Annotated in this window: 12 protein-coding genes and 3 pseudogenes; 6 read left to right on the top strand and 9 right to left on the bottom strand. The window is 69.4% G+C overall.

All coding sequences use genetic code 11. The annotated features are described in order from the left end of the window. Nucleotides 1-41 precede the first annotated feature (41 nt). Entirely contained in the window at nt 42-242 is a 201-nt protein-coding gene (locus tag D581_RS1000000139205; protein WP_078625519.1) for a DUF397 domain-containing protein, read from the bottom strand. A gap of 49 nt (nt 243-291) precedes the next feature. Then, the gene (locus D581_RS0100595) at nt 292-2,430 is read right to left on the bottom strand and encodes an AIPR family protein (RefSeq protein WP_018955278.1); all 2,139 of its coding nucleotides are present in this window, start codon (nt 2,428-2,430) and stop codon (nt 292-294) included. 207 nt (nt 2,431-2,637) lie between these two features. On the opposite strand from D581_RS0100595, the gene D581_RS0100590 reads away from it, so the two are divergent. After that, nucleotides 2,638-2,937, top strand: a complete 300-nt coding sequence (locus tag D581_RS0100590; protein WP_018955277.1) for an NIPSNAP family protein — start codon at nt 2,638-2,640, stop codon at nt 2,935-2,937. On the opposite strand, the gene D581_RS1000000138455 is transcribed toward D581_RS0100590, so the two are convergent. From D581_RS1000000138455 to D581_RS1000000138450, 4 genes and pseudogenes are all read right to left on the bottom strand, one after another. Next, entirely contained in the window at nt 2,900-5,662 is a 2,763-nt protein-coding gene (locus D581_RS1000000138455) for a WD40 domain-containing protein (RefSeq protein WP_486585785.1), read from the bottom strand. The genes D581_RS0100590 and D581_RS1000000138455 overlap by 38 nt on opposite strands. 215 nt (nt 5,663-5,877) lie before the next feature. Then, nucleotides 5,878-6,348 (bottom strand): annotated as a pseudogene (locus D581_RS1000000141800) (nSTAND1 domain-containing NTPase); the annotation flags it as partial. 537 nt (nt 6,349-6,885) lie between these two features. Beyond that, complete coding sequence (locus D581_RS1000000139200; protein ID WP_078625517.1) at nt 6,886-7,086, bottom strand: DUF397 domain-containing protein; 201 nt, start codon at nt 7,084-7,086, stop codon at nt 6,886-6,888. Then, nucleotides 7,083-7,867: pseudogene (locus tag D581_RS1000000138450) on the bottom strand (helix-turn-helix domain-containing protein). Before D581_RS1000000138450 ends, D581_RS1000000139200 begins: the two are co-directional and overlap by 4 nt. Nucleotides 7,868-8,080: 213 nt before the next feature. On the opposite strand from D581_RS1000000138450, the pseudogene D581_RS1000000138445 reads away from it, so the two are divergent. Together D581_RS1000000138445 and D581_RS0100570 are read left to right on the top strand one after the other, a co-directional pair. Then, nucleotides 8,081-8,522, top strand: a pseudogene (locus D581_RS1000000138445) (ATP-binding protein). Nucleotides 8,523-8,668: 146 nt separating this feature from the next. Then, the gene (locus D581_RS0100570) at nt 8,669-9,655 is read left to right on the top strand and encodes a hypothetical protein (RefSeq protein WP_158688563.1); all 987 of its coding nucleotides are present in this window, start codon (nt 8,669-8,671) and stop codon (nt 9,653-9,655) included. Between the two features lie 44 nt (nt 9,656-9,699). Here the strand turns inward: D581_RS0100570 and D581_RS0100565 are convergent, their stop codons facing one another. From D581_RS0100565 to D581_RS0100555, 3 genes are all read right to left on the bottom strand, one after another. Then, on the bottom strand, nt 9,700-10,944 hold the full coding sequence (locus D581_RS0100565) for a DUF2201 family putative metallopeptidase (protein ID WP_018955273.1): 1,245 nt from the start codon (nt 10,942-10,944) through the stop codon (nt 9,700-9,702). Further along, entirely contained in the window at nt 10,941-12,218 is a 1,278-nt protein-coding gene (locus D581_RS0100560) for an AAA family ATPase (RefSeq protein WP_026290048.1), read from the bottom strand. The genes D581_RS0100565 and D581_RS0100560 overlap by 4 nt, the downstream gene beginning before the upstream one ends. Nucleotides 12,219-12,324: 106 nt before the next feature. After that, nucleotides 12,325-13,794 (bottom strand): hypothetical protein, encoded by a 1,470-nt coding sequence (locus D581_RS0100555; RefSeq protein ID WP_018955271.1) that lies wholly within the window; start codon nt 13,792-13,794, stop codon nt 12,325-12,327. Nucleotides 13,795-14,103: 309 nt separating this feature from the next. Between D581_RS0100555 and D581_RS0100550 the strand changes: the two genes are divergently transcribed. The 3 genes from D581_RS0100550 to D581_RS0100540 all read left to right on the top strand — a co-directional run bounded on the left by D581_RS0100550 (nt 14,104) and on the right by D581_RS0100540 (nt 21,345). Then, nucleotides 14,104-15,696, top strand: a complete 1,593-nt coding sequence (locus tag D581_RS0100550) for a serine/threonine-protein kinase (RefSeq protein WP_018955270.1) — start codon at nt 14,104-14,106, stop codon at nt 15,694-15,696. Nucleotides 15,697-15,773: 77 nt separating this feature from the next. Beyond that, nucleotides 15,774-17,909, top strand: coding sequence for a UvrD-helicase domain-containing protein (locus tag D581_RS0100545; RefSeq protein WP_018955269.1), 2,136 nt, complete (start codon nt 15,774-15,776; stop codon nt 17,907-17,909). Between the two features lie 124 nt (nt 17,910-18,033). Beyond that, nucleotides 18,034-21,345, top strand: a complete 3,312-nt coding sequence (locus D581_RS0100540) for a type ISP restriction/modification enzyme (protein ID WP_018955268.1) — start codon at nt 18,034-18,036, stop codon at nt 21,343-21,345. Nucleotides 21,346-21,354: the final 9 nt, after the last annotated feature.

Genomic DNA, 21,354 nt, shown 5'->3' with positions numbered 1-21,354 from the left:
GTACGGGCGTTGCGACGGGGCTCTCGGTCTGTCTCTGTGCCTCAAACACCTGGCCGTCGCACAAACGCCGCCCACGCCTCAGGGCCAAGCGCCACTATGGGGCCCTGAACCAGCTTCGAGTCGCGTACGAGCACGTGCGTGGGCATCGAGGCAACCTCCAGGCATTCGCCGCCTTCAGCACCGCTGTAGCTGCTCTTGCACCAAGACAGCTCCTGTGCCGCACCAGCATCCATGGTCTTCATAGCTCTCCCAGCCGCTTCTCGGCGAACCGCAGGGACTCTCGACCGCTGCTCACTCCTGCTCGGCCTGTTCGTCCAGCAACACTCGCGCCATGTCCGAGAGAGTCGAACTCCCTCCGTCGAGCGTCCATCGGGCTGGCCCCTGGACTGCCACGGGGGCATCCTCCCAGCCTGCGAGTTCGTACATGTGCAGCACCAGACGCGTAGGTGAGTAAGCGCGGTTGTCCGCCGCCCAGAGGAGACACTTCGAACGATCGTTGACCCAGGTCGCCACACTCCGCCGAGGGTCCTGGGCAAGCCACGATTCGAGGGCTTTGGTTTCAGGCTTGTTTCCCAGCCGAAGTCGCAGTGGGGTGCCGTCCACGATCTTGCGGTGATCCACGAGCGTGGGTACCGCGTTGGGCCGTCGGCTCTTCCGCTGGACCGCGCTGGAGGGCCGGTATTCGGCGGGCAGAGCGGGGATGACGCCTGCACGCTGTGCGTCACGGAGTACCAGGGCCGCGAGCTGTTTGCAGCGAACCACGTCCGTGAGAGTGCCACTCAGGAACGATGTCGACCCGAATTTGCCATCGATGTGGTGAATCAGCCACGCCAGCACCCGAGTGGTCAGTTCAGGCACATCCGCGAGAACCGTGTCCCAGTCGAAGTCGGGATCGTCGATCCGATCCTGCTCGATGAGTTGGAAGACGAGATGCGTGATCAGCAGGTCACCTCGCTGGGCGACATCGGCTGCACGCTTCTGGAACTTCTTGCGCTCCTCGTTGAGAGCCGCTCCGACAGCGCGGTGAACCAACACCGAACGCCAGATCTGGAAGGCGCTCGGCCGCTCTCCGAACAGCCGCGGATAAGCACCGCCGCTTCCTCGCTCCCAGAGCAGGTCAGTGTCCCGCTTGGCGCGCACAGTGAGTTCGGTGCCGTGGTGTGCACACGCCAGGGCGGTAGCGGCCTGCACCACCGAGCACCCTTCCTCGGGAGCGGGATCCGACTCGCCACGCTTGTACACATAGGTCTTCTGCAGCGACAGGGCGAAGTCTTCCCGGATCATCGCCTGGACCTCATCCAAAGCGATGAAATCTCTTTGCTCCACGTGGTTCTGGGTGTTGGTCGTCTCCGTGATCCGCCGCGCGAAATCCGGCATGTTCTCGTCGACGACGATGACCTTCACCGTGACTTCAGCGTCCTCGACTGCCTCAGGGGACGACTGCATCGCCCTGTGTGCCGCACTGACGGTCTGCGCTCCGTTGACCACGCTGACGCCGCTGAGCCGCAGATGCACCGGTTCGTCTGGCCTGCGCCGTCCAGGCCAGACCTCCTCCAGGCCGTCACACAGCACAGTCACACCGTTGTTGAAGAGCCAGAAGTTCTCCGGCTCCTTTGCGAGCGTGCCGAGCATGCCGGAGTTGACCCGCGTGGCACCTAGGTTCTGCCGCAAATTCTGGGAGTACAGGCGGTCCTCGTGGTCCCCGTACCACTCAGCGATGTTGCTGGCCGGAACGGTTCCCTGGTAGGCCACAAGAGGAGTGTTCCGCTTGAGCCAGTTCGTCATCCGTACGGTGACACGCACCGGCTCGGGGGCGAGGTCCTCCTGGACCTGCCGCAACACGTGCGCCGCGTTGACCACACGGTAGTCCAGGACCGGGCCGAGCCCGTTGAACTCCTTCCGGGCGTCTTCCAGGACCGCAACCACCTCATCGCTGAGGACCCCTGTGCCCATAACTGCGATCACCAGGGTGACCTTCAGCCGGGCGTCATGCATGGCGGAGTTCACGCGGGCCACGATGGGGTCAAGGCGGTCGTTGAAGCGGTCGTAACTACGCTGCTCGATGAGGCGAAGACCGTGTATGAACTTGTGGGCCGCGTCGGTGTTGAACTTGCCCTTCCCCTCGTCACTCCACTTCGCCTGGGCGAGCCAGACCTCCTGCGTGCCCTCGGTCACCGCCACGCCGTCGATGCCTTGGTCAAGTTCCCCGTCGATGACCGACAGGCCGGCAGTCCTGTGGTCGCACCCGGTGACGACCCGGATCGCCGCAGCCGTGAGTGCGCGGGACAAGAACCGCTGCTCGTAGCCATGCTGGTCATACGCCTTCAGGTCGTCGTCGTAGATAAGACCGGCATACTGCTTTAGCAACGCAGCCCGGATCTGATGTCGCCGGATCGGAGTCGTAGCGTTCCTGCGTTCTGTGTCGTCCATGCCGTACCCCCTGAAGCGCCCAACTGGCCTGTTGACACATAGTAATGACTTCGTTGCACTAGCCGAAAAGCATCCCCCACCCCAGGAGGGCCCCCTACGCTTGGGGCCGCCCTGTGTCCCCTCTCGGCATACTCGAACGCCGGCCTGGAAGACCTTGCTGCATTGGGTAGGGGCGACCCCGACCGATCGACCCAGGAGCACCTCACGATGGCCAAGACCACCCAGCTCCGTACCTATACCGTGCGCGACGGCCTGCTGGACGAGTGGATACAGCGGTGGAAGGCCGACATCCTGCCCCTTCGCCTTGAGTTGGGCTTCACGATCGGCGGCGCCTGGGTAGACCGGGAGCACAATCAGTTCTTCTGGCTGATCTCCTACCAAGGCGCGGAGACGTTCGCAGAGCGCAACGCGATGTACTGGGACTCACCCGCTCGCGTATCGATGGATCTCGATCCGGACGACTACCTCCTCAGCACCGACGAACGGACGGTGGAGGAGTGGTACTGAGCCGACGTGCAGGCTGCGCCCCTGCCGGTGGCAGCAGGTGTCGTCGCCGTTCGTCCTCATCGAGGGTCCGGAAGACACGCCCTCGGGCGTGGGCTTCGAGCTGGTCGTAGTCGGGGTCGGCGTGCCAGATACGAGCGGTTCCGTCGAAAGATGCGGTGAGCAGCCGGGCGCTGTCGCGGGACCAGGCGACCGAGGACACCTTGTCCTGGTGGACGCCTACGACGGCGACCTCCTCGAAGGTATCGGCGCACCAGACACGTACGGTCCGGTCGTCCGAGCCGCTGGCGATGAAGCGGCCATCAAAAGACCAGGCCACGCAACGGACCCGTCCCTCGTGGCCCTTGAGCACATCGAGACGGCGGCCCGTGTTGGCCTCCCACACCGCCACCGTCCAGTCGCCGGAGGCGGTGGCGATCCGCTGTTCGTCCGGAGACCAGGCCACGTCGTCGACGTAATTGTCGTGGCCTCGCAGGACGGTGAGCTGGCGGCTCTCCGCGACGTCCCAGAGGCGGCAGGTACGGTCGTCCGATGCGCTGGCGAGGAATCGCCCGCCGGGCGACCACGCGATGCGTCCCACCCAGTCCTGGTGGCCGGTGAGGGCGGCGAGCTCGGTTGCGGTGTCCGCCTCCCGTACACGCACGGTGCCGTCGTGTCCGCCGGTGGCGATGCGACGGCCGTCCGGAGACCAGTCGCACGATTCGACGACCGCCCCCCGCTGCTCGACCAGCACCGTGCCGGTGCCGTCCAGGATGCGAAAGAGACCGTCGTTCGTACTGAGTGCGAGCCTGCCGTCCTGGGGAACCGGGGACCACGCCACGCTCCAGACCCGGTCGTCGAGCCTAAGCGGTTCCCCTGCGGGGGCCCCGTCGTGGGAGGACCAGTGGCGGACGGTCGCGTCGTCACAGGCGGTGGCGATCCGTAGTTCGTCGGCGGACCAGGCTGCCTGGTTCACCGGGCCACGGTGGCTGTCGGCCACGACGACCTCCGCTCCTCGTGGCCGTAGGTCCCACACGATCGCCGAACCGTCGGTCGAACTCGTGGCGAGCTGGGTGCCGGACGGCGACCAGGTCACGCCCCAGACCGTGTCGCTGTGGCCCCGCAGCACGACCAGCACCTTCGCGTCATGGGCGCTGACAAGGCGCACGGTGTGGTCCGAGGACGCGGATGCGAGGACGCGACTGTCCGGGGACCAGGCCAGGTTCCACACGTAGTCGGTGTGGCCGCGCAGCAGCAGCCGCATGGCACCAGTCCCGGCGTCCCAGATGCGGACCGTGTGGTCACCCGACCCTGTAGCGATCGAGAGGCCGTCCGGTGACCAGGCGACACCTTCGACGAAGTCCGTATGACCTTCCAGGACCACGGCGGCGGAGCCTGTGGCGAGGTCCCACATGCGGGCTGTCTGGTCATGCGATGCCGAGGCGAGTCGGGTACTGTCCGGCGACCAGGTGACGCCCCAGACATCGTTCCTGTGCCCTTCCAGGTCCTGGGCGAGGATCCCGGTCCCGGCCTCCCATACACGTACAACACAGTCCTTCGAACTGGCTGCGACATACCGTCCGTCGGGCGACCAGGCCACCTGTCTCACGATGTCTGTAGGACCTGTCAGCAACCGGACCGGCTCGCCCGAGACGGCGTCCCAAATGCGTACGACACGTTCACGCCCAGCGGTCGCGACGTATGCAGAATCCGGCGACCATGCGACCGACTCGACCATCGCTCCGTCGGACGGCAAAACGAGCAGTGACTGTCCGGACCGGGCGTCCAGCACGCAGGCGCTGCCGTCGCGTGAGGCGGTGGCCAGTCGTCGGCCGTCCGGGGACCAGACGATGTGCCGGACGGTGTCCGTGTGCGCATCCACTCGCGTACGGAGGTGGCTCGCTGCCAGCGCCGCCATGAGGCCTCGGCGGGCGGAGGGCGTCGGCGTGCATTCGCCGAGCGCGGCCAGGGACAGGAGTATGGCTCGCTCCGGGTGGGTTTCCGCACTGCCGATCGCGTACTGGCCGATACTGTCCGACACACGGCGGAGAAAGGCCAGATCGCGTAGCTGCGAGGATTGCACGAGCACGCGGACCGGCTCCGAGGCGATGCCGGATTCCTCCAGCGCGGTGAGCCTGCGCTGGGCCAGGGTGAGCCTCTCCCCGGTGAGAAGGTAGTCGTCGCTCCGGCCGGAACGTTCCCAGTCTTCGGCCCACCGCTCCAGCTCGGCGCGCTCACGCAGTTGGTCCACCTTGGACTCGACCTCCTGGCGCAGCGGAGCCCACTGGCGGAACAGCGCCTCGTGCGTCACCTGTGCGTATGGCGCCTCCTGGCCGGTGGCTCCGCCGTCGGCCACGTCTGACACCAGCAGACGCGCATCGACGAAGGCGTCGACGACGCGCCGTTCCCGCTCGGTGAGCGCGGACAGAAGGACACGCTTTCGGGCCACTCCCTGTCCCTGGACCGTGACGAACTGGAGGAGGACCCGCAGGACGAATGCGATCCCGTCGGCCTGGTCGAGTTCGGACACCGTGTGGTCCGCCTGCCGTGCGAGGGCTCCCGCCACGCCGCCGAGATCTCGGTACAGCTCTTCGGTGACCATCCCGCCGGGGCCGGAGGCGAAGTAGAGCTCCTGGAGGAGATAGGCAAGCAGTGGAAGGGCGTCATCCGTACCGGCGTCGTCGATGATCCTGTCGACCACGCCCGGTGCGAAGGAAAGGTCCACCAGCGCGGCGGGGCGTTCAACGATCTGCGCGAACTAGGTCCTTCCGAGCGCGCCGATGGTGACGGGGTGCTGGCAGATCTCAGCGTGTCCAGTGGCCAGGATCCGGCCGAGGAAGTCCACTCGGAGGGTGGCCAGTACGCGGACACTCGCGTCCTGCTCCACGCAGAAGCGAAGTGCGTCGAGGAACTGGGCACGCTCCCGATCACCGGCGAGGGTGATGACCTCTTCGACTGGTCCACCACCAGCAACACGCGCCGGAGCCGGCCGCCGCGCAGTCGGGTCAGTTCGGTCCGCAGCGCGGCCGGGCCCTGCCGCAGTCGGCGTAGGACCACACTCGCGGATTCTCGCTCTCCACCTGCGGACGCGATAGCTGCGGCCATCGCACCCAGCGGATTCGTCCCCGGGGAGAACGCGGGCACCAGCGTCCATCGGCGACCCCGTAACCGGGGCATCACGCCAGCTCTGACCAATGAGGACTTTCCGCTTCCGGATGCGCCGACAAGCACCAGGAACCGGCCGGTCGGCCTGTCCGGCGAAGTGTGTAGCCTGCGCGTCAACTCGGTAGCCAGGACGTCCCGGCCGAAGTACACGGCCGCCTCGTCCTCCGCGAAGGCATCCAGTCCAGGGTAGGGAACTCGCTCACGCGGCCAGTCGACCCGCGGCAGCGCCGGATTCTCCAGTCGGTACACAACAACCTGGCCCACCACCATCGCGACGACCAGCACGCCGATAGCGGGGACGGATGCCTGCTGGATAGCCTTCAACAGCCACGGAGCTTCGTCGACGCCAGTGGCGTAATTCGTGACGATACCGAGCAGGCTCGCGACCAGTACCACCATCACCTGAAGCGCGAGCTGCAGGTGATGCCTCATGACGCACCGACGGTTGGCCCGTCATCGCTCCGCAGCACTGTGCCCCCCATTCCATTTTGCCCCAGCCATCTTGAGGCCCGCAGTAGTCGATCTCAACAATGCGTGACAGAACAAGCCATCCGCGCGGTCAAGGCTGCCTGGTTCGAGCGGGAGTCACCCTGAGCCCCCCGGGTCCGGCGGCGGCCGCCTTCGGCGACGAGACCAACTTGGGACTCGACAAGAGCTTCCGGTCCAACCTGGACCGCAGCGCCCGTCGGGCGGCCTGGCGGATGACTCGCGCGACGAGGGCGTGGACGAGTAGTCGCCCCTTACGTGGGAGGGCCCGCCGCGCGCCGTACGGGCGTTGCGGTGGGACCCTCCTGGCCTCTTGCCGTCTCAGGCCGTACCCAGCCGCACGAACATCGCCCAGGCCTCAGGCCCCACAGACAGCTGCGGGCCTTCCAAGACCTTCGAATCCCTTACGTGAACCTGCTCAGCCAGTGTGGCGACTTCCACGCATTCACCACCCTCACCACTGCTGTAACTGCTCTTGAACCATGCCAACTCGGGCACAGTCTGCGGCCTCTTCCGACTCATCGATTCTCTCCCAGGAGTCCCTCGACGAAGGCCAGGGATTCCGGCGGAGTCAGTGCCTGAGCCCGGAGCAGCCCGTACTGCTCGTAGAAGTCCCTCACCACCGTGAGTGCGGTATACAAACGGCTGTCCCGCTGGACCTCAACGTAGGCCATCCTTCGCCCGTCGTGCTTCTCGATCAAGGTGAAGGGTCCTGCGAGGCCACAGTGCTCTGTGCGATCGTTGGGCATGACCTGCAAGTCAACGTTGCGCCGCCGCGCATGAAGGACAATCTGCTCCAACTGTCCGCGCAGCACCGACCAGCCGCCGATGGGCCTGCGCAGGGCAGACTCCTCGATCACGAAGCTGAGTGTCGGCACCGGCTTACGCTCGAAGATCTTCTGCCGAGCCATGCGCGCGACGACCCGCTGCTCCACCGTCTCATCGTCGAGGAGCGGACGCCGCATGGCGAACACGGCACGCGCGTACTCCTCGGTCTGCAACAAACCAGGTACCGCCAGAGCGGCGTAGAGATGAAGTGAGGCCGCTACGGCCTCCAACCGCGCCGCATCCCGGAAGAACGCCGGATACTGCGCCCGCGCCACCTCCTCTTTCAGCGCCAGCAGCAACCCCCGGCGTCCAGCACCGGGTCCGCCTGGTCGATGGACCCCGGCTGCGGGATCCGCCGGCCCTGCTCGAAGGAGGCCACCGACTGGGCCGCGTAACCCACCCGGTTGCCGAACTCCGTCCGGTCCAGCCCCGCCCGCATCCGCAGGAGCTTCAACTGCCGCCCGAACGCGACCATCACCCCGGACCCCGGCTCGTCCTCGGGCCGCGCTCCGGGCTCCGGGCTCCGGGCCCGCCACGCTTCCCGTGCCGCCCGCCTCGTCGTCCCGCGCCGCCATCGTCACCACCACCTGTCCCACGTACGTACACGCCGCGCATCTCCGCGTCCAACAGCCCCACGACGGCGCGTCACCTCTGGTCACGCTACGCCACGAGTCGTCACCGTGGAGGCATGACCAGCAACCCTTCACCCCTCCCCGTACGTGTCGCGCGGCCCACCCAACCCCACTTCACCTGGCACCACTTCACGATGCGGTTCAGCTCCACGCCACGCGGCGCCCGCCTCGCCCGTCACCTGGCCGGCGAACGGCTCGACGCCTGGGGCATCCCGTACGCAAGTGACGCCCACGAACGTGGCGGAGCTCAGCGTCAACGCCGTCAGCCACGGCCTCGTACCGGGACGTGACTTCCGCCTCCGGTTCTCCGCCGAGGACGCGACCGTACGCGTGGAGGTCACCGACACCCGGGGCGAGCGCCTCCCCGTGCTGAACGACTCGTCGGCCGAAGACCAGGAGGGCGGCCGAGGGCTGCTCCACGTCGCCGTCCTGGCCGACGACTGGGGCTGGTTCCCCCGCACCGCCGGCCCCGCCTCGCTCGACGTCCGACCTGTCTGATCCGGTCCGAAACGCATGCGTTCGCTGCCGACAGAGGCGCCGACTGCGGCAACGTCGGCGAAACTCGGCGAGAGGGGAAGCCGACGCGCCCCGGCACGCGGAGCGCCTAGGCTCCAAGAGCCATCGTGGGGTGAAGGGGGCCGAAGATGCGTAGGACCGGGCGAAGAGATCGTGAGCGGGAGCTGGAAGCCGAAGTGACGGCCTTCGGCGAGTTGTTGGCCGAGCACAGCTTCGCTCCGGGCGATCCCGGAACACCGTCGAAGGCGGTGGACGACTGGGCACGCGCCCTCGACGCGTACGACGCGGCCTCCAGGGCCTTGCACCGCCGCAAGCAGGTGAAGCTCGTTCCCCAGCTGTTACAGCAGGGCATGAGCTCTCTGGTGGACCTGGAGGCCCGTGTCGCCGGCGAGCCGCTGCCCCAGCGGCTTCCGCCCTGCTTCTTCGACTCCCGGCACGGGCAGGCGACCGTCGAGGTCAGGTGGGCCCCCAGCGGCGGTGTGGAACGCCTCATCGTCGTGTGCGCGGCCGACGCTTTACGGCTCCGCGCGGGTTCGCCCCATCCGCCCAGCGGGCATCCCACCTCGGCCGAAGAGGTCGACAGCCTGCCGCCGCGCCCTGCCGACGACCTGCCCCTTCCGTGGGCGCTCGGGCTGCTCGCGCTGCTCATCGGCTACGTGGTCGCCCTGGCCGCCGCAGGAGACGGACCAGGAGCCTTCGTCGCCGTCATCGCTGTTGGGGCCTCCGGCCCGTTGGCCGCTCTCTCGGGTGTTGTCGTCGCGAGTGCCGCAGTCGACCTGTGGGCGCTGATGCGCCGTGGCCATCGGACGCAGGCGACTTTCGCGCGATCGGCGGTCAGTCCGCACGGGGCTCACCAGCACGTCTACGTGGTCACCGACGCTTCTGGCCGACAGCGTGAGTACCCGCGGGCGGCGGGGAGCAGAACCGGGAAACCCGTGCCGATCCGGTCCGTCTGGCATCTGCCGGAGACGGACGGCGAAGGCAAGGTGGTGAGTTCCTGGGCCCCGGTCTGGCTGCCTCTCCGTATTCTCGTCGGCCTGCCGATCCTTCTGGGCAGCACGGTTGGCACGCTGTACCTGATCCCTGGGCGTCTGATCATCGCTCTCCTCTCCTGAGGGCCCCACCCGCCCTGTCCCCGGCGGCGCGGAAGGTGTCGCTGCTAACCGATCTCCACCACCCGCGCCCACGCCGGCGGCCGACGGGGGACGTAGTCGGGGTTGTCCTCGTCCCAGGAGCGGCGCCTGTGGTCCCTCGGGAACAGGCCGACGACCGTCCGGCAGGCCGGTTGCGCGGTCGGCCAGGGTGTCTGTCCGTCGGTCAGGATCACGATGGCGTCGGGGCGGGGATGGGACCGGAGCGCCTTGGCGAAGCCCGTACGCAGATCCGTGCCGCCGCCTCCCACCAGCGGGATGCCCTCGGCCTGGCACAGCGGGTGGACGACCCGGGTCGCCGCGTCGCAGGCGAGGACGGTGACCAGGTCGCGGCGGCCGCCCACCGCGCGGGAGATGGCGGCGACCTCCAGGAGGGCGCTGCCCAGTTCGGCGTCGCTGACCGAACCGGAGGTGTCGATGACGACGGAGACCCGGGGCGGTCTGCGGCGGAGGCTCGGCAGGACGACGCCGGGCAGTCCGGTGGAGCGTCGCGACGGGCGGCCGTAGGTGTAGTCCTCCCCCGCACCGGGCCCCGATGCGGCCGAACGTACGGCCGCGCCCAGCAGATCCCGCCAGGGCTGCGGCGGATGAAACGCCTCTTCCGCCCACCGCTTCCACCCTTTCGAGGCGTTTCCCGGCCGGCCCGTGATGCCCTGCGCCACTCGGAAGCGGACCGCGTCCTGTTCATGGGCGCTGAGCCCGTGCGCGCCGTCGGGCCCCACGTCCCATTCCCTCTCCAGCCCGTCGGCGCCGCTTCCGCAGTCCAGCCAGGCGAGGTCCTGGGTGCGCGATCCGAGGCGGAACTGGTACAGGTAGTCCTCCATGAGTTCGCCGGGCTGAAGGTGCAGCGTCGACGGGTAGACGATGCCCTTCGGGCTGGCCAGGCCGTCGCCGTACACGTCGTCGTTGATCTCGCAGTCGGCGGCGATGTTCATCCGCAGCCGCTCCCCCGGTCCGGTCAGTCCGCGCTGCCGGGCGACCCGGTCGCTGCGGCCGTGGTGGTCGCGCAACAGGTGCGACACCTCGTGGACCCAGACCCCGGCCAACTCCTCGACGGGGGTACGGGCCACGAAGGACGGTGAGACGTAGCACCGCCAGTACCGGTCGACGGCCATGGTCGGGACCTGCCGTGACTCCACGGTGTGCAGGGCGAACAGCGCGGTCGCCAGGTAGGGGCGGACCCGGGCTGCCTGGAGGCGGGCGGCGAAGAGTTTGTCCAGGTCGAGCGCGCTCGGCGCGTCCGTCGTCGTCATCGGCCCGCCGTCGCCTTCGTCTTCGCCTTCGCCGTGACCTGGGCGGCTGCCCTGTCCGCGCGCCCGGACAGGGACACGACGCCCGCGAGCTGTTCGATGGAGGCCGGTACGTCCCAGTTCTCCTGGCGCAGCGCGGCGAGGGTCGTCGCCGGGACGACCACCAGGTCCGGGGCTCCGTCCTCCAGCGCCCGGACGAGCAGCGCCCACGCCGCGTCCCAACGGGCCCGGTCCGGGCGGGTGCGGACCGCCGCGACGACCCCGTCCAGCGCGGCCTGCCGGAGATCGCCGCGCTCGGGCAGCACGGCGCCCGCCGGGTCGGCGAGGAGGTCCTCGGGGTCCGGAAGGTCCATCCGGTCCAGGCTCGCCAGCAGTTCAAGACCCGGGCCGTCCCCGACCGTCCCCCTGACCAGCAGGGACAGCACGTCCCGGGAGGATCCGGCGGCGGTCGCGAAGGCGATGAGGCTCAGCGTCATGTCCCAGCTGCGCGGCGAGGGCCACGGGCCGCCCCGGCGCGTCTCCGTCGTGGGCAGCCGGTGGACGAGCGTGGGGCGGGCGGAGAGGAGCCCGCACACCGCGCGCCGGGCGAAGTCCACCGCCTCGGGCAGCTTGTCGGGGTCGAGGCGGGGCAGCGTCGCGCGGGGCCAGGTGCCGGCGAGGCCGGGTACGACGACCTCGTGGTCGTGGGTCCACTGGAGGTGGACGAAGCGGTTGGCGAGCGGCGGGCTCAGCTCCCAACCGTCGGCCGCCGAGGAGCGCGGGTTGGCGGCGGCCACGATCCGTACACCGGGCGGGAGTTGCAGTGCCCCGATCCGCCGTTCCAGTACGAGGCGGAGGAGGGCGGCCTGAACGGCGGGCGGCGCGGTGGAGAGCTCGTCGAGGAACAGCAGCCCGCGCCCGGCCCGTACGAGGCGAACGGCCCAGTCCGGCGGGGCCATCGGGACTCCCTGTTCCGCGGGGTCGTCGCCGACGATGGGCAGTCCGGAGAAGTCGGACGGCTCGTGGACGCTGGCGATGACCGTGGTGAGCGGCAGGTCCAGGGAGGCGGCGAGCTGGGTGAGCGCCGCGGTCTTGCCGATCCCCGGCTCACCCCACAGCAGCACGGGCAGGTCGGCGGAGACCGCCAGGGTCAGCGCCTCCAGCTGGGTGTCGGGGCGCGGCTCGGTGGCGGTGTCGCGGAGCAGGCTCATCAGCGTGTCGGCGACAGCGAGTTGGGAGATGGGAGCAGAGCCCCTGGAAACGGGTGCGGGCGTGGCGGACGGAGTGCTCGTGAGCATGAGTGATCACCTGGGGGTAGGAGAGAGGGCGAATGAGCAGGGGTGGGTGCGGGGTTGGGCCAGGACGGTCACGGCGCGGGAGCTGACAGGACCGGCAGGCCCGGGGTCAGCCGACAGCTGTGTGGCGCGGGCGTCGGGCCCGACGAGGACGGGGGTCGACGGGTCGGCGGGCGTCGGAGCGGTGGCGGACAGGTCCGGGACCGAGCAGATCGGCCCGGAACAGCCCGTAGGTGATCCGCCGTTGCGCGGCAGCCTCCAGCTCGTCCCGCAGAGGACCTTCGCGCAGCAACGCCCCAGGGCCGAGCAGCCCCTCGACGACGGCCAGCGCACCGGCGATGTCGCCGTGGTCGAGGCGTTCCCGCACACCGGTGAGGCAGTCCGGCCGCCGGTGCGCCTCGTCGATGGCCTGGAGGCAGGGCAGCGGAGTACCGGTCAGGGCGACCAGCAGTTCTTCGCGGCGGACCTCGGCCGGGTCGTGGTCCAGCGGCGCGAGAACCCCTTCGACGAGGCCGATCCGGTGCTGCGCCCCCCGGCATTCCACGAGACGCGACGCTCCCGCCCGGTCACCGCCACCCGCACGAGCCGATGTGGGGGCAGGCGGCGGCAGGCCCGGCACGAGGGCCCGCGCGACCAGCGGGTGCAGCTGACCGGCCTCGATCTCCCCGGTGCGGAGCAGGTCGAGGTCGGGCAGCACCCAGGTCGCCGCATCCGGCAGCACCGGCGGCGTGGACGCGCCCGGGTCCGGGGCCGCCTCCGCGACCCGCGCGACAGGCGTCCCCCGACCGTCCGCGCCGGCCTCCAGTCGCAGGAGAAGCCGACGTCGGCCGCCCAGCCGCACACTGAACGCTCTGCCCGGCCCCTGCCCCTCGGCGCGGAGCAGGATCGCCGCCTCCGCCGCCCAACGGTCGACGGCACAGCGTCGGTCCGGCGGGACGGCGCCCCACGGTTCCGGGTCGACGGCTTCGACGGCTTCGACGGCTTCGACGGCTTCGACGGACGGCAGATCGTCCAGGCCGCAACGGATCCGTAGTTCATCGGCCCTGCGCGCATCCCACAGGTGGCGGTGCAGGTCGAGGCGGAAGCGCCGGTTCGGATGCGGGTGGGGGTGGCGGCGGGCGCCCGGTTCGGTGTGCGACCCGTCCCACAGTGCGAGGCTGATCCGCTGCCCGGCGTCCGCCCAGGCGGGCGGGGTCCGGACGACCAGGTGCAGGGGGCCCGGGGCGTCACGCTCCGTTGGGTCGTAGCGGGCCAGTTCGATCGTCAGCCCCGGGCGCAGCAGGCCGTGCGGGGCGATCCTCGGCATGTGCCAGCGCAGCAGGTCGGGAGCCAGATGGCGAAGGTCCGCCCGGATGCGGGCGGCGAGTTCCGGGCCGTGGCTGCGCACCACGGACCGGAGGCGGAAATCGATATCGACGCCTGCTGCGGCGCACGCTCCTGCCCAGTCCCCGGCCTCACGGCGGGCGGTCGCAGTCTCGATCATCGGGGCCGGCACGGCGAACTCGCGCACGCGCGGCCAGAAGGACGGGGAGGAGAGAGGAGACGGGTAGGAATCCCGGTTCGCGGCCGAAGTGAGCATCAGCACTCACCTTGCGCGGACGGGTCCCCCAATCTGTTCAGGGAGAGAGTCATCGCGGGGAGCCTAGCTCCGGTCACCGAGATCTGCCAGAACTTTCTTCTCCGACCGTGCGCCTTCCGCAGCCGACAGGGCGACCTCACCGCCCTGAGCAGCACTAACGAGCCACGCCGTTGACCGGAACAAGACGGCTCGTCCCTCGCCCCGCGCCGCCGGTGGACCTGGCACACTCCCACCGGCGAGACTCGTCCCCAACCACGTCGTGGTCGGCCCCGTGCACGTCGACCGCATCCGCACAAGCCCGGGGGAACGGTGTCACAACAGGCGATCGCCGGTCGGTACGAACTGCTGGAGGGGCTCGACAGCGGCGGCATGGGGGATGTGTGGCGCGGCTACGACGCCGTGCTCGACCGGCCTGTCGCCGTGAAGCTGATCCGACAGCAGGCCGTCCTCGGCTCGCCGCAGTTGGCCGAGGAGTTCGCGAAGCGCTTCCGTCGCGAGGCGCGCATCACCGCGAGGATCAGGCATCCCGGGGTGCCCCAGGTGTACGACGCGGTGCTGGACGACTCGTACGAGCGGCTGTACCTGGTCATGGAGCTGGTCGACGGGGTGGCACTGTCCTCGTACATCCACCCGGAACGTCCGCTGCCGGTCAGCTGGGCGGTCGCCGTCGCCGCGCAGGTCGCGACCGTGCTGTCGTACGCGCACGAGGTGCCGGTCATCCACCGCGACCTGAAGCCGGGCAACATTCTGGTCGCCCGGGACGGGACCGTGAAGGTCCTGGACTTCGGGATCGCGGCGATCCTGCGGAGCGACGTCACCAAGCTGACCGCGACCGGCACCCCGATCGGGACCTACCAGTACATGGCGCCGGAGCAGGTACGGGGCGGGCGCACCAGTACGCAGACCGACCTGTACGCCCTCGGCTGCATTCTTCACGAACTCCTCTGCGGAAGCCTGCTGTTCACGGGCGGCAGTGAGTACGTGGTGATGTCCCAGCACGTCAACGCGGCGCCCAGCCCGCTGCGGGCGCTGCGACCCGACGTGCCCGCCGAGCTGGAAGACCTTGTGCTGCGTCTGCTGCTCAAGGCGCCGGAGTCCCGGCCCGCCGATGTGCAGGAGGTGTACGAGCGGCTGCGTCCCTTCCTGCCGCCGCCCGGTCACAAGCCCTCGCCCGGTGAGGTTCATTGGGACGGTGCGCCCGACCCGACCGGGATCTTCCGGAATCCGTACGCACCGCGGGCTCGCGCCGGTGAGGGCGACCGCCCTGGGCCGACCGCCGTGAGCCCGGGCATCGCAGCCGCCGGGCCCGTCCCCGTACCGGGACAGCTTCGCGCGGAGATCGAGGAGGCCTACCAGCACTCCGACGCCCTGCTGGAGGAGGAGCGGTACGCCCAGGCCGCCGAAGTACTCGGAGAGATGATCGGGCCCGCCGCCCGCGCTCTCGGGGAGGAGAGCAGGAAGGTGCTGGACCTGCGGAGGCGGCGCGCCGCGATCCAGCTGCTCGGCGGGGACTTCCGGGCCGCGCTGCCCGAGTTCGAAGCTCTTGCCGACGCCTATGGGCGGACCGGCGGGCCCACCGGGGAGCGGGCCCGCGGCTGCCGTGCGCAGGCGGCCCGGTGTCGGGGCGAGCTCGGACAGGTGACCGACGCGCTGGCCTCGCTGCGCGGTGTCCTGGAGGTCGTCCGCGCCGTGGACGGAGACGTGAGCGACGAGGCGGTCGAGCTCCGTCGCGACATCGGGATGCTGCTGCTCGCCCAGGGGCTGGCGTCCGAGGCCGCGCGGATCCTGGCTCCCCTGTACGACGATCTGTGTCTGGTGTTCGGCTCCGACGACGAGATGACGGAGGAGGTCGCCGAGGCGCTGGCTCTGATACGTCTCAACCTCGACGGCCCGACGGGCTGAGTACCCGGTCTGCTGTCGTTCGCCCCCCTGCCCCACCCGTTCGCTCCGTTCCGCCCGCACCTCGGGAGAGTTCACCCATGCCCCACCTCGCGTTCGACATCGGCTTCTGTTCCCAGCTCGCCAAGCTTCAAGGGACGGTCAAACAAGGGGTGTTCGACGCCTGGGAGAAGTTCGAGCGACTCACGCTCGACCAGTTGTTCAAGGACCCGGGGCTGAAGCTGGAGTCGCTGAAGCGCGCCCGCGATCCGCACATCCGCACCATCCGCATCGACCAGGGGACGCGGGGTGTCGTGCTCGCGCCCGCCAGCGGTGACACGTACGTGCTGCTCCGGGTGATGCCGCACGACAAGGCGATCGACTGGGCGATCAAGCAGAAGGCGAGCATCAACACCGTCACCCGGGCGGTGGAGATCCGGGACATCGCCATGCTGGACGAACTCACGCCCGCCTACGAGCGGATCGCGCCGGCTGCCGATCAGCGGCTGTTCGCGAAGGTGTCCGACGGAGACCTCGCGGCCCTGGGCATCGACGCGACCACACTGCGTCAGGCCCGTGCGCTGACCGATGCGGAGCAGCTGGAGGTCTTCGCCCCCTACTTCCCGCAGGACCAGCGAGAGGTGCTGGAGTACCTGGCGGCGGGGTTCAGTGTGGAGGAGGTGTGGCGGGACGTCGTCTCCGTCAGCCTCGCCCAGGTGGCGCCGGGCGACGCTCCGGTGGACACGGACGACTTCGCCACGGCCATTCACCGCACCCGGACCCGCATCGCGCTGGTGACCGCCTCCGAGGAGTTGCGGGACATCCTCGACAAGCCGTTCGCGGCCTGGCGAGTGTTTCTCCACCCCTCCCAGCACCGGATCGCCTACCGGGCTTCGTACTCCGGCCCCGCCCAGGTCACCGGTGGCCCGGGCACCGGGAAGACCGTCGTCGCACTGCACCGGGTACGGCATCTGCTGGGGCACCTGCGCGACGGCGACCGCATCCTGCTGACCACGTACACGAACACGCTCGTGGCCGCCCTGCGCAACGGGCTGGCCGCCCTGGTGGAGGACGAGGCCCTGCGCGACCGCGTCGACATCATGACCGTCGACGCGTTCGCGGGGCGCGTGGTGTCCACGTCGCGACGGCCCCTGCGAGGCGGCGAGGAAGAGACGCGGTGGGGGCAGGCCGCGCGGGCGACCGGCTTCTCGGGGACCGGGCAGTTCCTGGCCCAGGAGTACAAGCACGTCGTCCTGGCGCAGAATGTGCGCACCCTGGAGGAGTACGAGAGCTGCGAGCGGCGGGGGCGCGGCAGCGCCCTGCCCATCGCCTCGCGCGCACCGGTGTGGCGCACGATCCAGGAGTTCACCGGCCGGCTGGCAGCCGACGGACGGCGCACCTATCTCGGTACCTGTGCGGAGGCGGCGGATCTGCTGGAGTCGGGTGGCCCGCGCTACCGGCACGTCGTCGTGGACGAGGCGCAGGATCTGCATCCCGTGCAGTGGCGGCTGCTGCGGGCTGCCGCCCCGCCCCGGCCGGACGACCTGTTCATCGCGGGCGATCCGCACCAACGGATCTACGACTCGAAGGTCTCGCTCAAGGCCGTCGGGGTTAGGGTCGCCGGGCGCTCGACGAAGATGCGCAAGAACTATCGCTCCACGCACGAGATCCTCAGCTGGTCGACGGCGCTGCTGGTCGGGCGGCCCTTCGAACAGCTGGCCGACGACGCACGGAACGAAACCCTGCTGGGCTACCGCTCGTCCCTGCACGGCACACGGCCCGAGATGCTCGGAGCCGCGTCGGAGGCAGCGGAACTGGACGGACTCGTGGAGCGGGTGCGCGGCTGGCTCGACAGCGGAATCGCCGCAGGCGAGATCGGGGTCAGCGCCCGGTTCAACAAGAACGGCGACAAGGCGGTGGAGCGGCTCAGCCAGGCCGGTATCCCCGCGGCTCGTCTGCGGGGCGACACGGCCGCGGCGGCGGACGCCGTCCAGGTCGGTACCATGCACGCCTTCAAGGGGCTGGAGTTCCGTTGCGTCGCGGTCATCGGCGCGAGCGCCGGCGCCCTCCCGTTCGCCAAGGCGGTGACACCGGTCGAGATCGACCGCCTTCAGCACGCCGCCGACCTGCTGGCGGAACGCTGCCTGCTCTTCGTGGCCTGCACGCGGGCACGGGACGACCTGTACGTGTCGTGGACCGGGGAACCCAGCGCCTTCCTGGTGGAGGCCGGGGTGTGAACGGTGTCCGTCCCGCATCACCGTCCCCTCAGTCCCTGCGGCCCCCTCAACCTCCCTGGTAACAGAGCGTCTTCCGCTGTGCACCATGCGTAGCTAGGCTCGTCTGACGCGACCCGGGGGGAATATGTCAGAGGGGCATTACGGTTGGCTTCTGGCCGCCGTAGCGGAGTTCGGCCGTCAGTCGAAGACCAAGTTGTCCGGTGGCGGCAGCGAGGAAGCCGCAATCCGTGGACCGCTCGAGAATCTGCTGCGGGCGGTCGGCGAACGGCACGATCAGCACGAAGTCACCTGGCACGACGAGTACCGCATCGCCGACCTCGGTGTCCGCCCCGACTACGCCGTCCGGGCCGGCGGCGAACTGACGGGCTACATCGAGCTCAAGAAGCCCGCGCTGTCAGTGGATCCGGACACCTTCAACAAGGCGAACCGCGCACAGTGGGAGAAACTCCGGAACCTGCCCAACCTGCTCTACTCCAACGGAACGGAGTGGCGTCTGTTCCGCGACGGGCGCCAGCTGGGCGAGACCGTCCGCTTCACCGGCACGCTCCGGAACGCGGGAGACAGCCTGGCTCCCGCCGATCCAGCGGCTTTCGATGCCCTGTTGAGCATATTCCTCAACTGGAAGCCTCCCCGCATCTCCAACGTATCCCGTCTGGTGCAGCATCTCGCCCCGCTGTGCAGGCTCCTGCGCTCGGCCGTGCTGGAACAGCTGGCGGCCGAGGCCACGTCGTCGGCCCCCGACGACGACCTGCGCGCCAGGCCGTTCACCGGGCTCAAGAACGAGTGGCGGCGGCTGCTCTTCCCCTCCGCCGACAACACCACCTTCGCCGACGGCTACGCCCAGGCGGTCACCTTCGCGCTGCTCCTCGCCCGCTCGGAGGACCTCCTCCTGGAAGACGTCGGGCTGCACGAGGTCGGCCGTGGCCTCAACGCGGATCACGCGCTCATGGGCCGGGCACTCCAACTCCTCACGGACAACGTCAACGAGCGTTTCAGCGTGACGCTCGATCTCTTGCAGCGGACGATCGCCAAGGTGGACTGGCCAGCGATCAGGGCCGGAAACCGGGACGCCTACCTCCATCTCTACGAACACTTCCTCACCGTGTACGATCCCGCACTGCGGCAGCGGAGCGGCTCGTACTACACACCGCATCAGGTGGTGGAGGAGATGGTTCGTCTCACGGAGGACGTGCTGCGCACCCGCCTCGCGCAGCACGCCGGTTTCGGTGAGGAAGACGTACGTATCGTGGACCCGGCCATGGGCACGGGGACGTATCTGCACACCATCATCGACCGGGTGGCCGAGCAGGCCGCGGACCGCTCCGGCCCGGCCATGGCCGCTGACGCCATATCGCGCCTCGCCACCCGCCTCTGCGGCTTCGAGCTCCAGATGGGGCCCTACGCCGTGGCCGAGCTGCGCACGTCGGACCTGCTGAAACGCCACGGATCAGCGCTGCCCGAGGGCGGCCTCAGCCTCTTCGTCACCGACACCCTCGACAACCCCTTCATCGAGGAGGAGTACCTGTCCTACGACGCGTTGGCCGCATCCCGGCGCCACGCCAACAGGATCAAGGCCAGCACGCCGGTCAATGTGGTCATCGGCAATCCGCCCTACGACGACAAGGCCGAGAACCGCGGCGGCTGGGTGGAGAAGCACGACCACGGCCAGGCCGCGCCGCTGCTGGACGGGTTCCGGCTGCCGGGCAACGGCCGCTACGAGCACGTGCTCAAGAACATGTACATCTACTTCTGGCGCTGGGCGACGTGGAAGGTGTTCGACGCGCACCAGGACGACCGGCACGGCGTCGTCTGCTTCATCACCCCGTCCGGATGGACCACGGGCCCGGGCGGGCGGGGCATGCGCAGCTATCTGCGCCGGACCTGCGACGAGGGCTGGATCATCAACCTCTCGCCCGAAGGACACCGCGCCGATGTCATCACCCGCGTCTTTCCCGGCGTCGCCCAACCCCTCGCCATCTGCCTCTTTGTCCGGAAAGCCGCGGAGGCGGACCGGATGGGCAGCAGCCGTCGAACGCGGGTGCACTACCGTGCCGTGGCCGGCAGTCGCGACGAGAAGTTCCGGCAGCTGCGCGACATCGGGCTGGACGACGACGGGTGGAGGGACACCCACGACGAGGGAGTGCTTCCGTTCACGCCGCTGACGTCATCCGGCTGGCAGGACTTTCCCGCCCTCAACGACCTTCTGCCATGGGGCAGTCCCGGAATCAAGGCGAACCGCTCCTGGGTCAGCAGCCCCTCGGCGGAGACCCTGCGGCGCCGGTGGGCGAGGCTGGTGCGCGAGGCGGACCGAGCGGACAAGTCCGTGCTGTTCAAGGAGACCCGCGACCGCGACCTGAACAGCAGACGCGAACCGCTGCCCGGACTGCCCACCCGTCCCCGCACGGTCGCCAACGAGGCCGACACCCGCCCGGGGCTGACGCGCGTCTCCCTGCGCAGCTTCGACCGGCAGTGGCTGATCGCCGACAACCGTGTGATCGACTACCCGCGGCCAGGTCTCTGGGCATCGGTTCAGCGCGATCAGCTCTTCCTCAACCAGCAGTCGTCGCACGAGATCGACTCGGGCCCGGCGGTCGTGGCAACCCATCTCGTACCGGACACACACCACTTCAACGGCCGCGGCGGCCGCGTGATGCCGCTCCTGCACCCCGACGGTACGCCCAACGTCCCGGCGGGCCTGCTGTCGCATCTCTCACGCAGTACGGGCTCGGGACCGGTGAGTCCGGCAGACCTGTGCGCCTACATCGTCGCCGTCACCGCGCACAGCGCCTTCACCGAGCACTTCGCGGAGGAGCTGCTCACCCCGGGCGTACGTCTGCCACTGACCCGGGACGCGGAACTGTGGCGCCGGGCGACGGCGCTCGGGGCCGAGATCCTGTGGGCGTCGACGTACGGAGAACGGTGCGCCGATCCGGGGGCCGGCCGCCCCTTCGGCGACGTACGGTTTCCCTCGGGGGATCCGCGGCAGGTCCGCTACGAGACCAACATCGGCCGCGACGTCCCGGACCGTGTCCGGCACGACGCGGAGACCCTGGCACTGCACCTGGACAACGGGACGTTCACACCCGTCCCCGAAGCCGTCTGGACCTACCACGTGGGCGGCATGAGGATCGTGAACAAGTGGTTCGGCTACCGGAAGGCGAAGCCGACCAGCAAGAGGACGAGCCCGTTGGACGATCTGCACGTGGAGAGCTGGCCGACCGAGTGGACAGAAGAGCTGCTCGACCTTCTCTCCGTACTGCGCCGTCTCACCGATCTGGCCCCGGCGCAGAGGGACCTTCTCGCCGAGATTCTGGCGGGGCCCGTCTCCACCCGTGACGAACTGACCGGGGCTGGCGTACTGCTCGGTCGGGAGAGCGACCGGAAGCCGCGCCATCCCCCTGCCGACAGCCTCTTCACGGACCTGGGCAGCGAGTAGTCCCGCCCG

Source organism: Streptomyces sp. CNB091, from assembly GCF_000377965.1.
This window is presented reverse-complemented; position numbering and strand designations above follow the sequence as displayed.

Bases quoted from the DNA above. Each gene is read 5' to 3' on its own strand.
- D581_RS1000000139205 (WP_078625519.1), bottom strand. From the start codon at position 242: ATGAAGACCATGGATGCTGGTGCGGCACAGGAGCTGTCTTGGTGCAAG.
- D581_RS0100595 (WP_018955278.1), bottom strand. From the start codon at position 2,430: ATGGACGACACAGAACGCAGGAACGCTACGACTCCGATCCGGCGACAT.
- D581_RS0100590 (WP_018955277.1), top strand. From the start codon at position 2,638: ATGGCCAAGACCACCCAGCTCCGTACCTATACCGTGCGCGACGGCCTG.
- D581_RS1000000139200 (WP_078625517.1), bottom strand. From the start codon at position 7,086: ATGAGTCGGAAGAGGCCGCAGACTGTGCCCGAGTTGGCATGGTTCAAG.
- D581_RS0100570 (WP_158688563.1), top strand. From the start codon at position 8,669: ATGCGTAGGACCGGGCGAAGAGATCGTGAGCGGGAGCTGGAAGCCGAA.
- D581_RS0100565 (WP_018955273.1), bottom strand. From the start codon at position 10,944: ATGACGACGACGGACGCGCCGAGCGCGCTCGACCTGGACAAACTCTTC.
- D581_RS0100560 (WP_026290048.1), bottom strand. From the start codon at position 12,218: ATGCTCACGAGCACTCCGTCCGCCACGCCCGCACCCGTTTCCAGGGGC.
- D581_RS0100555 (WP_018955271.1), bottom strand. From the start codon at position 13,794: ATGCTCACTTCGGCCGCGAACCGGGATTCCTACCCGTCTCCTCTCTCC.
- D581_RS0100545 (WP_018955269.1), top strand. From the start codon at position 15,774: ATGCCCCACCTCGCGTTCGACATCGGCTTCTGTTCCCAGCTCGCCAAG.
- D581_RS0100540 (WP_018955268.1), top strand. From the start codon at position 18,034: ATGTCAGAGGGGCATTACGGTTGGCTTCTGGCCGCCGTAGCGGAGTTC.